Origin of the sequence: Bacillus cereus group sp. N14 (assembly GCF_016483555.1) — a bacterium.
Lineage (GTDB): Bacteria > Bacillota > Bacilli > Bacillales > Bacillaceae_G > Bacillus_A > Bacillus_A wiedmannii.
Map to the genome: position 1 here is coordinate 273060 of NZ_JAEHBQ010000004.1, position 10747 is coordinate 283806.

Sequence of the window (10747 nt, forward strand, 5' to 3'; positions counted from 1 at the left end):
CTTTTCTATTTCCCTTCAGCAATGAGTACTACATCGTCGACATTTTTTTCTGGACGAATAATTGTTCCATCTTCAATAACCATTTCCGATCCAACAATCGCTCTTTCAATCACAACATTTTTACCAATCTTCGCTCCTGGCATAACGACAGAATCAATAACCATACTACCTTCTTCCACTGTCACCCCTTGGAATAATACAGAATGCTTCACGTCCCCTTCAATGACGCATCCTTCGTTAATAAGTGATTCTTCTACTTTTGCCTTTTCTGCAATATATTGAGGTGGCTCATTTGGATTCACAGAATAAATACGCCAATTACGATCGTTTAAATTCAGCGATGTTTCATCGCGAAGTAAATCCATATTCGCTTCCCATAAGCTTTTCACCGTTCCAACATCTTTCCAATATCCTTCAAACGGATACGCCATCAGCTTTTTCCCTTCATCTAATAAAAGCGGAAGTACATCTTTTCCGAAATCATTACTAGATTCAGGATTTCTTGCATCCATCTCTAAATACTCTTTCAAAATTGCCCAGTTAAAAATATAAATTCCCATTGATGCAAGATTACTTCTTGGAAATTGCGGTTTCTCTTCAAATTCAACAATCTCCATCTCTTCGTTCGTATTCATAATACCGAAGCGACTCGCTTCATCCCACGGCACTTCAATAACAGAAATCGAAACGTCCGCTTCTTTCTCAATATGGTAATCTAGCATTTTACTGTAATCCATTTTATAAATATGATCGCCTGATAAAATCAGAACATACTCTGGTTCATACTGACTTAAATAGTTTAAGTTTTGATAAATGGCACTGGCCGTACCTGTGTACCACTTCACACCTGAAGACTCCGCATAAGGAGGTAACACTGTGACTCCACCGCTTACTCGGTCTAAATCCCAAGCATTGCCGATTCCGATATAATTATGAAGTTCGAGTGGTTGATATTGCGTCAAAATCCCAACCGTTTCAATACCAGAATTCGCACAGTTACTTAGCGTAAAGTCAATAATGCGATATTTACCACCAAATGGAACAGCTGGCTTGGCTAAATTTTTTGTTAATGCACTTAATCGACTACCTTTTCCCCCTGCTAGTAACATTGCTACGCACTTTTGCTTTTGAGCCATCTTGTTTTTTGCTCCCCTTTCTCGTCTTCACTGGTCGTAATATGGATACGCCAAATGGTGGAATTGTAATTTCTACATGTGCCGCTTGATTATGATACGGTTCTTGAATCGTCTTGAGACGTTTCTTATTCACTTGCCCCGATCCGCCATATTGCTCAGCGTCACTGTTTAAAATCTCGTTATAATACTCGAAATCTGGCAAACCTACTTTATAGTTTTCATATGTAGCTTTCGTAAAATTACATACGACAACTAACGCATCTTCTTGTTTATCCCCTTGGCGAATAAATGAGAAAATACTTTGCTCATGATTATTAGCATCTATCCACTGAAATCCTTCAGGTGAATGATCAAGCTGCCAAAGTGGTTTGGAGCGCTTATACAATGCTATGAGCTCTTTAAAGTAATCATGCATATAACGATGCATTTCAAAATCATGTAAATTCCAATCTAAATCTTCAAGGTCTTTCCACTCATCAAACTGCCCGAATTCTCCACCCATAAAGAGCAATTTCTTACCTGGATGAGTAAAGAAATATCCATATAATAAACGAAGTTGAGCAAACTTATCCCAGTAATCTCCTGGCATTTTATTTAATAACGACTTTTTCCCATGAACGACTTCATCATGAGAAAGCGGTAATATGAAATTTTCAGAGTAAGCATATATTAAAGAGAACGTCATTTTCTCATGAATATACTTCCTATACTCAGGCGCACACTCCATATATTTCAGCACATCATTCATCCAGCCCATATTCCATTTGTAATTGAACCCAAGCCCACCTTCATACGTTGGAGCTGTTACAAGTGGCCAAGCTGTTGAATCTTCTGCTGTCATAAGAAAATCTTCATCTTCTGCAAACACCGCTTCATTTAACTCTCGTAAAAATGAAACAGCGTGCTCATTACTTTGTTCTTGTCCTTCTTTATTCCAATACAGCATATTCGCAACTGCATCCACCCTGAAACCGTCAATGTGGAAATACTTCATCCAAAATAACGCATTTGAAATTAAGAAATTACGTACTTCCCTCTTCCCTAAATCAAAATTAACAGTTCCCCATACTAGGTTTTCTTGTACATCTATATCTTTATATTCATAAGTCGGTGTCCCATCAAACAAATATAAACCGTGAGCATCTTTACAAAAATGCCCCGGCACCCAATCTAAAATGACACCGATTCCATATTTATGACATTCATCGACAAAATACATCAAATCATGTGGCGTGCCGAATCTACTTGTCGCTGCATAATATCCCGTCCCTTGATATCCCCAAGAACGATCATATGGATGCTCAACAAGCGGCATAATTTCAATATGTGTAAATTGATGTTCCACCACATACGGAATGAGCTCCTCGGCCATTTCTCTATAAGAATACAGAGCGCCATCTTCTTTCTTTTTCCAAGAACCGAAATGTAATTCATAAACTGTCATCGCTTCTTTATAAATCGATTTTTTCTTTCTCTTACGAATCCAGTTTTTATCATTCCATTCATATCCCTCTATATCAAAAACTACAGATGCCGTATTTGGTCTTACTTCTGCATATACTGCGTAAGGATCTGCTTTTAAAATAACGTCACCATCCATCGTTTCAATCGCATACTTATATATCTCATTCTCTTCAATATGCGGTACAAACAAGGACCAAATCCCCTCTTCTGTCACTTGTAGCATCTTATGTTGCTCATAATTCCATTCATTAAAATCTCCAACAACACTCATTGCTTTCGCATGAGGAGCCCATACTGTGAATCGTACACCTCGCATCCCATCTTCCGTCACAATATGTGCCCCAAAGATGTTATAACTGTCATAGTACTTTTCTGTATGAAACTCATCTCGTTTCACTTCTTCACAATTTATTACATCCAATATGTTCACCTCACTAAGATGACAGAAATTTTTTACTCTTTATCATTTCTGCGAAAAACTGAAATATCCTTGTTATTTTTTTAAAAATATTCGTTTTTTTCTTTAATTTCACTTAAAATATTCAAATTTACTGTGTAAAATATCGAATTTTGACGAATATTCATTGTAAACGCTTTATTACCTACTAGTCTTTCATCCTATTATTTATTTCTCAACCTTTATTTCATTAGAGTTATCCTATTTTACCCGCTATTTATCACTTAAAATCGCAACAAAATAATCTGTCATAAAAAAATGTTTCTCAACATTTTTTGTCACAATTTTATTGAAATGGCAAATTCATAAGCATATACTTGTTCTCACTAAAGAACTACGAACTCTCGCAAATATAATTCATACTGAAACACTATGTTTACTCTGTCCATTCTCCTGGAAAAAGTTTGATAAAAAATTAAATTAGGGGGCTTTCTTATGTCATTAAAACAAAAAGTTGGAATGGGAGTTGTCACAGCTTCACTTGGCTTATCCCTTACATTTGGCGGTGTATTCGCCTATTTCAGTGATTCTGAAACATCTAGTAACTCATTTCAAGCTGGTACACTAGATCTTTCTATTAACCCAAGCGTAATTGTTAATGTGAAAGATTTAAAACCAGGTGATTTGATTGAAAGAAACTTCAAGCTTGAAAATAAAGGAACATTGCATATTGCAAAAGTAGCACTTGAAACATCCTATGAAGTTACAGATGCAAAGCAAAATAATGATGGTGAAGATTTAGGCGATCACATCATCGTCAAATTTTTAGTGAATGACGGAAAGCCATCTAATCCAAACGATGATCATGAAATTTTGTGGGAAACAAAATTATCAGAATTAAAAACTATGAAACCTGAGGATGTAGCTACTTCTCTAGAACGTCATAACTTAATAGACGGTATTAAGTCTGGTGAAACAGACTATTTACACGTTCTCTTCTCCTTTGAAGATAACGACCAAGATCAAAATAAATTCCAGGGTGATTCCATGCAGCTAAACTGGACATTCCATACAGAGCAAACACCAGGCGTGGAGAAATAATTTTTAAAATATAAATTATCGGAGGCCTATACATGAAAAAGAAAAATCGTTTTGTTATCGGAATTGTAACGGCTGGTGTTCTATTTTCAACTGCCCTTCCGTTCAATGTACTTGCTGAAAACCCTATTAACCAAATTGACTCTTCAAACGCCCAGTCTTTACTATCAAAACTTTCTAAAGAACAGCGTCAGGCATTACAAACGTTAGATGCCAATCCTGGTTTTACGATTTCACCAGATATTAATACGAGCAGTTCCGAACCAGTAAATATCATTGTAGAATTTCAAACTGCGCCAGTAAAGATTAATGAATTAAAACAAAAAGAAAAAGGGTTACAAGCTGCTCCTGAAAATATAAAGGCACGTATTGATCAAGAACATGAGGAATTCCAAAAAGGATTAAAACGCCTTTATCAATTTAGCCCATCAGTAAAATCAGGGAATTTCCAGTCTGTACAAATTAAACGTTCTTATAAGCACGCTATAAATGGCGTTGCGCTGACATTACCTGCAAATACAGTTGAAGAATTGTTAAGAATTGGCGTTGTAAAACGTATTTGGAAAGATTACGAAGTGAAATTAAATTTACCAAAACAAGCAGAGCAGAAAGTACCTCAAAAACTAACAGATAGCATTCCCCAAATTGGGGTAGATAAGTTACATAGCGAGGGTATTACCGGAAAAGGAATTAAAGTTGGTGTACTAGATACAGGTATTGATTACAATCACCCTGACTTAAAAGACGTGTATAAAGGCTATCGCGCAAAACCGGGTGAGGATTCTAGTAAGATAGACCCAAACTCCGTAAAAGGTTGGGACTTTATTAATAACGATGCAGATCCGATGGAAACTACGTATGCAGAATGGCAACAATCTGGCGCTCCTGAATTTGATGATCGTGGCTCTTCCTTCTACACCGCGCATGGTACTCACGTAGCAGGTATCGTTTCTGCTCAAAAGAAAAATACATCCGATTCCGCAGTAAAAGGTGTTGCACCTGACATTGAACTGTATAACTATCGTGTACTTGGTCCATACGGAAGCGGAGATAGTTCTGGTATTATTGCTGCAATCGATAAATCTATTTCTGACGGTATGAACGTTATTAACTTATCGTTAGGTGACGATAGTAACAATCCGCTTGATCCAACGTCTATCGCTGTCAATAACGCGATGCTTTCTGGCGTTGTTACAGTCGTTGCTGCTGGGAACTCTGGTCCAAATCCAGCGACACTCGGATCACCAGGTGCTTCTCCATTTGCGATTACGGTCGGGGCAAGTGATAGTTCTATTTCCTTACCAAAACTATCAGGTCATGCTGGACAAGTACAATTCCCTAACTTAATTTTATTTGGCAAAAACTTCACTGATAAAATAGAAGATTTCAAAGGACAATCTCTCCCTATTGAATCTGTAGGAATCGGTACGCCTGACGAATTTAGTAAAAAGGATGTAAAAGGGAAAATCGCTCTCGTTGCACGTGGTACACTCTCATTTGATGAAAAAATCGCGAATGCGAAACAAGCTGGTGCAAAAGCCGTTATTATTTATAACAATGTGGACGGAGAAATTCCTTTCTACGTTGGCGAAAGCACAAAATACATTCCAGCATTCCGCCTAACGAAAGAAGATGGTGAAAAACTAAAAGCTCAAATCGAACAAGGTAACACCTCCTTTACTTTTGGCGAAATTAGTTATATTCAAACAGAAGGCGATCATCTTGCAGACTTTAGCTCACGCGGCCCTGTTACATCAAATGATGATATTAAACCTGATATTACAGCACCTGGTGTTGCTGTACTTTCAACAGTGCCTGAATATATTAACGATCCACAAGAAGGCGAAAACTATGACGTTTCCTATGAGCGTATGCAAGGAACATCTATGGCATCCCCTCATATCGCTGGCGTTGCTGCTCTTATTTTACAAGAACACCCAGAATACTCTCCATTCGATGTAAAGGCGTCTCTTATGAACACGGCTGATGATTTAAAAGAAAAGTATTCTGTATATGAAGTTGGAGCTGGGCGAGTAGATGCATACAACGCTGTTCATACAGAAACAAGCTTTAAAGTATTAGATACGACAAAAACTGTTGTAAATGATGAAGTAATTGAAGTACCAGAAGAAACTGGATCTATTGCATTCGGTAAGTTTTATCAAAAAGACGGTGAAGCTCTTGAACAAAAACGAAATATAAAAGTGGAAAACCATAATAAACAAGAGAAGAAAGAATTTAAAACAGAAATTTCTTATACACCGGCTTCTTCTACTATTAACGATGCTGTCGCAAACAGTGTAAAAGTCTCTGTTCCAGAAACAATTACTCTTGATGCTGGCAAATCAGATGAAATCGAAGCAAAAATTAATGTCCCAGCCGGTGTAAAACAAGGCCGATATGAAGGATATATTCATATTACAAATACGAAAAATAAAGAAGAAACGTATCAAATTCCGTTCTCTATTCGTGTATCAGAGCCTGGTATTGAAAACGCGATATTATCAAGAAAAGCCATTTCAACTGATACATCGAAATTTAATCCATACGGTGAATCCTATGTTCACGGGGCATTCCAATTAAATAGCGAACTTGAAACGTTAGATCTTATCGTGAAAGATTCCAAAACAAATAAAGCGCTCGGCTTCATCGGAACATTAAACACGAGTGGACTAAAAACGGATGTGTATTATTATTTAGATTCATTCTTTAACGGAAAAGTATATCCTTTTACAAATGATCCTGCAAAACCAATCGGTGATGAGAAAATCAACTTACCAGAAGGAGACTACACAATTGAGTTTGTCGGCTACGATAAAGCCGGGAAAGCACGTGTGAAAGGTGATTATGTCGTAATTGATAATACACCACCGGAAGTGAAATTAACGGGATTAAAACCTGGTATTTATGAATTAAATGAAGAGAATTATACAGTGGAAGATGGCAAAAAGGCACTATGGATTAAAGGTAATGTATATGATTCAAACGTTGACTACTTAAAAGGAAAAGGCTTAAACATTACGCAAGAAGCGAATGGCGTTATGTACTATGATTATTCCCCATACTTGCATAAGTTTTTACCTATTAATGCAAATGGTGACTTTAAAGTTGGCATTACTCCTGAATCCTTTAAGGTGGAAGGCCCAATGAACACAGGCGTATATATTTTCGATTATGCAACTGCAGGACCTGACTATCCAAACGGTGTAAATAACTATTGGTTTATCCCACAAGGAGCTCAATATGCGAAAACTAGCTATGATAAAAAAGAAGTATACAAAAATGATGAACTTACTGTAACCCTAAATGCGAAACACGTAAAACAATTCGTTGCTGGGGAATATAACGTAAAATTCCTAGAGAAGAACTTCAAATTTGCAAATGCGAAATTGAATCCTGCTTTTGAAAAACTCCTTTCTGAAAAAGGGGTAACAGCAAAAGTAAATGAACCGAAACTAGAAGCAGGTTCTGTTACAGTGGGCGGCGCTATCGATGACAAAAACTTCGCTGGATTAGATGGTGATTTCCCATTCATTGATGTAACGTTCAAAGTAGAAAATGATGAGTTTTATGAAGCAAATGCTCAATTAGATTTATCAGTGTTCGCTTACTGGAAACAAGGTGAATCAGAACCAAACAGAATGCGTGTGCTTCAAGATCAAACATTCTCAGTTATGTCTTTAAACTCACTAGTAGAAGGAAATATTAAACCTGGTGCATTCTTAAATGAACGTGGATATTTAGATGAAAAATCCGATTATACAAAGCTTGGTATAAAAGTATATGCGACTGATTCTTACCGTCATAAGTTTGAAGGCTCACTAGATAAATACGGATACTTCAAATTAAATGGACTTCCTGTTAATAAACGCGACTACAACTTATATGTAGAAGTGCCAGGGCATTTAACAAGCCAACTAACAACAAAATTAGGTACTGAAAAAGATGGTAAGCTGCTTGGCCAATATTATTATGCACGCCTTGATGAAAACCTTGCCGGTGATGTAAATGGTGATAAAGTAATTGATATAAAAGATGCTGAAATTATCGCTAGCAACTATGGTAAAAAAGGAGTATCTGTAAAAGACGGAGACCTTAACAAAGATGGTATTGTCGACGAAAAAGATATTCGCTTCGTTGAAAAGAACTTCTTGAAAAAGGGTCCGGATGCATCTAAATCACAAACACCTGCGGAAAAATCAAAAAGCGGTACACTGGCAGATATCTTAAAGAAATTGGGATTAACGCCTAAAAAATAATAATAAAGAGCACTCTACGTAAAGTAGAGTGCTCTTTTCTATAAACGATCCTTATCCAGCAAAAGGGGTATATTGGGGATATACAAGGGAAACCGGAAAAGGAATTTATATTAAATTATATGAATTCAGAGGTAGGAAGCAGTGTCCCGCCTCTGAATGATTTATCAATTATTATAGTACTGGTGCCATTGTTTCTTTTAATACTTTTACAGAATGAGCGAATTTCGCTTTTTCATCTTCATTTAGCTCAAGTTCTACGATTTCACGTACACCTTCGCGGTTAATAACAGCTGGAACACCTACGAAAGCATCTTTCTCACCGTATTGTCCTTCAAGGTATGCAGATACAGTTAATACGCTGTTCTCGTTGCTTAAGATTGCTTTAGTTACACGAAGTAGTGACATACCGATTCCGTAGTAAGTTGCACCTTTACGCTCGATGATATGGTAAGCTGCATCACGTACGTTTTCGAAGATTTTGTCTAAGTCTTCTTGTTTGTACTGTTCGTTGTTAGCTAAGATTGTTTCTAGTTTTTGTACACCGATAGTAGCGTGGCTCCATACTGGAAGTTCAGTGTCACCGTGTTCACCAACGATGTAAGCATGAACGTTACGTGGATCTACATCTAAGTAGTCACCTAACATGTAACGGAAACGAGCAGAGTCTAAAGTTGTACCAGAACCGATTACACGCTCTTTTGGTAGACCAGATTCTTTCCAAGTTACGTAAGTTAAAATGTCAACTGGGTTTGTAGCGATTAAGAAAATTCCATCGAACCCGCTATCCATAATGCCGCGAACGATTTGTTTAAAGATTTTTGTGTTTTTCTCAACTAAATCTAAACGAGTTTCACCTGGCTTTTGTGGTAATCCAGCAGTGATAACTACTAAATCTGCATCTTTACAATCTGCATAGCTACCGCTCCAAACTTTTGTTGGCGCTGGAGAGAATGGTACCGCATGGCTTAAGTCCATTGCTTCTCCTTCTGCTTTTGCTTCATTAACATCTACAAGTACGAATTCTTCAGCTACACCTTGGTTGATCATTGAGTAAGCGTAACTACAACCTACAGCTCCTGTTCCTACTAATACTACACGATTGATACCTTTTTTCATGTTAATTTCCCCTCTCTATTGTTCACATATATTTTTTTATGATTGTTTAAGTAATTAATTAAAATACTAATTTAATGTTGTTTAACTTCTTTACATTCATATTGTAGCACGTATTATTGTGAATTACTTCACAAATTATGACCTATTTGTGAATTTTTTCACATAGAGTGTAAAGTTGATGGAATAGGTGTGGAATCCATTTCAATGGAGGCGTTTTCTTTAGATTGTGAAAGGGTTTTTCTTATGTTTTTGTCGGTAAGTGAAATTATATCGGCGATTATTTTCATATATCAACGATTTTTAGAATATATCTACCGTAACTCAAAATATATCAACGATTCGACAAGGAATATCGATTTACCGACAAAACCCGCCAATAATAACAGCATAAAAAAGCTGTCTCCAGTAGATCACCTATTGAAAGACAGCTTTTTTCTATTTATACTATTTATTTTCCGCGGTAGCTCCTAACACAGCGGCCTTTACATAATTTTGACCGTTTAATTTTTGTAAATCCGCAGCCGTTCCTGTCACAACAACACCAATAACTTTTACATCTTGCTCACTTGGTTTTGCTTTCTTTCCTTTTAGGTAATCATATATACGTTTATATTCCTCATAAAACTTTCCCTTTTGCTCCAATCAATTGAACAGATTCAATCGGGATTTGTTCAATACGCTGTTGCCTTCTTGCTAGATCACGATGCCTATTAATCGCAACCTGAAATAACCATGTTTTTATATACGTAATTTTCATGTTCGGTATAGATAATAACGCCTTATGTATCGTATCTTGAACGATATCCTCTGCTTCTACTGGTGTTACTCCAATTTTAAGCAAATACCTATAAATACTTTTTGATGTTTCTACAATAATCTTTTCATACTCCATCGCTCTCTCCTTTCTATTAGTTAGACGATTCAAATAGAAAAAAGTATACAAGAAATCTATAAAAAAAAGCAGACTATTCAAAGTCCGCTTTTACACAATAAAAAAGAGATAGCAGATTATGCTATCTCTTTTAGTATGACCCGTACGGGATTCGAACCCGTGTTACCGCCGTGAAAGGGCGGTGTCTTAACCACTTGACCAACGGGCCAATTCTGGCAGAGAAGAAGGGATTCGAACCCTCGCACCGCGTTCGCGATCTACTCCCTTAGCAGGGGAGCCCCTTGAGCCACTTGGGTACTTCTCTATAATATGGCTCCGCAGGTAGGACTCGAACCTACGACCGATCGGTTAACAGCCGATAGCTCTACCACTGAGCTACTGCGGA

The 10747-nt window shown here is 37.1% G+C and carries 5 protein-coding genes, 3 tRNA genes and 2 pseudogenes; 2 read left to right on the forward strand and 8 right to left on the reverse strand.

From position 1 onward, the window contains the following. Positions 1-5 precede the first annotated feature (5 nt). Both glgC and glgB read right to left on the reverse strand, forming a co-directional pair. The gene (gene glgC, locus JDS82_RS09370) at positions 6-1136 is read right to left on the reverse strand and encodes a glucose-1-phosphate adenylyltransferase (RefSeq protein WP_000057613.1); all 1131 of its coding nucleotides are present in this window, start codon (positions 1134-1136) and stop codon (positions 6-8) included. Next, positions 1084-3021: a 1,4-alpha-glucan branching protein GlgB gene (gene glgB, locus JDS82_RS09375; RefSeq protein ID WP_000382602.1), complete on the reverse strand. Its 1938-nt coding sequence runs from the start codon at positions 3019-3021 to the stop codon at positions 1084-1086. Before glgB ends, glgC begins: the two co-directional genes overlap by 53 nt. A 471-nt stretch (positions 3022-3492) precedes the next feature. On the opposite strand from glgB, the gene JDS82_RS09380 reads away from it, so the two are divergent. Both JDS82_RS09380 and JDS82_RS09385 read left to right on the forward strand, forming a co-directional pair. Beyond that, the gene (locus JDS82_RS09380) at positions 3493-4098 is read left to right on the forward strand and encodes a CalY family protein (RefSeq protein ID WP_199713132.1); all 606 of its coding nucleotides are present in this window, start codon (positions 3493-3495) and stop codon (positions 4096-4098) included. A gap of 32 nt (positions 4099-4130) precedes the next feature. Next, positions 4131-8354: a S8 family serine peptidase gene (locus JDS82_RS09385; protein WP_199713133.1), complete on the forward strand. Its 4224-nt coding sequence runs from the start codon at positions 4131-4133 to the stop codon at positions 8352-8354. 171 nt (positions 8355-8525) lie between these two features. Here the strand turns inward: JDS82_RS09385 and JDS82_RS09390 are convergent, their stop codons facing one another. The 6 genes and pseudogenes from JDS82_RS09390 to JDS82_RS09415 form a co-directional block, all read right to left on the reverse strand. Continuing rightward, the gene (locus JDS82_RS09390; RefSeq protein ID WP_000715335.1) at positions 8526-9470 is read right to left on the reverse strand and encodes an L-lactate dehydrogenase; all 945 of its coding nucleotides are present in this window, start codon (positions 9468-9470) and stop codon (positions 8526-8528) included. 444 nt (positions 9471-9914) lie between these two features. Then, positions 9915-10112 (reverse strand): annotated as a pseudogene (locus JDS82_RS09395) (anti sigma factor C-terminal domain-containing protein); the annotation flags it as partial. Next, positions 10099-10362: pseudogene (locus JDS82_RS09400) on the reverse strand (RNA polymerase sigma factor); the annotation flags it as partial. The pseudogenes JDS82_RS09400 and JDS82_RS09395, both read right to left, overlap by 14 nt. A 136-nt stretch (positions 10363-10498) precedes the next feature. Continuing rightward, positions 10499-10570, reverse strand: a tRNA-Glu gene (locus JDS82_RS09405). A gap of 5 nt (positions 10571-10575) precedes the next feature. Then, positions 10576-10666 (reverse strand) — tRNA-Ser (locus JDS82_RS09410). 6 nt (positions 10667-10672) lie between these two features. Then, a tRNA-Asn gene (locus JDS82_RS09415) sits at positions 10673-10747 on the reverse strand.